1 protein-coding gene is annotated in these 871 nt (G+C 39.3%); it reads left to right on the top strand.

Annotated features, from left to right (window positions below):
* The coding region (locus HCJ54_RS15295; RefSeq protein ID WP_342354473.1) for an immunoglobulin-like domain-containing protein at positions 1-852 on the top strand (852 nt) is incomplete at its 5' end.
* Between the last annotated feature and the right edge of the window lie 19 nt (positions 853-871).

Raw genomic sequence — 871 nt, forward strand, 5'->3', positions numbered from 1 at the left:
GATGCTGTAACAGATCCAGCCGTAAAGGAATCCTTACAAGCGGACCTAGATAAAGCCAAAGCATTACTTGTAAATGATACAATTACGAATATTGATACACATATTGCTGGAACAGGTTACGTTACAGGAACAACATCGCCAGGAGTAACTCGTGTAGGGCTATTTGTAAATGGTGTCCTTGTCAAAACAGCAGCGGCAAGTAATGGTGAATTCCGAATCTATGCAGGTGGTGCACCTGAATTGAAAATTGCTGGACAAATCTTTGAAATTGCTGCACTGACATCAACAAACGTAGCAGGAGAAAAAACAGCGTCTATCGTTTCACCAAAAGGTAACTCTAAATTAGCAGCTCCGACGATTAATGATTTCTACAAAGGAGAAGGGTATATTACAGGAACTGTGCCAACAGGTGCTACGAAAGTTGCCCTTTATATTGATGGAGCATTTATTCGTTATGGTGCGATCACAGGAAATGACTTCAAAATTTACGGATATGATGCTTCACACTTAAGAACGCACGGTAACCAATTCCATGTATTAGTAGAAGATGCTACTGGACAAAAAAGTGATTTGACAGCAAGTACTGTCAAGTCAAAAGAAACAACAGTGGAACCAGATGATTTGACTACAAAATCTAGCTACCTTACGGGATCGGTGCTTTCTGAAGATGCGAAACGTATCGCCTTATATGTAAATGGAGAATTTGTTCGTTACGGAGCTGTCACAGAAGCAGGATATCGTGTTTACATTTATGATGTAAAAGCGTTAAAAGAAGCAGGGGCAGAATATGAGCTACAAGTATTAGACGCAGGAAACAATGTCCTAACAACTATTAAAGAAACAGTTAAATAAGTTCTAAATGGAAATAAGG

It is taken from the genome of Listeria grandensis (assembly GCF_014322885.1).
Lineage (GTDB): Bacteria > Bacillota > Bacilli > Lactobacillales > Listeriaceae > Listeria_A > Listeria_A grandensis.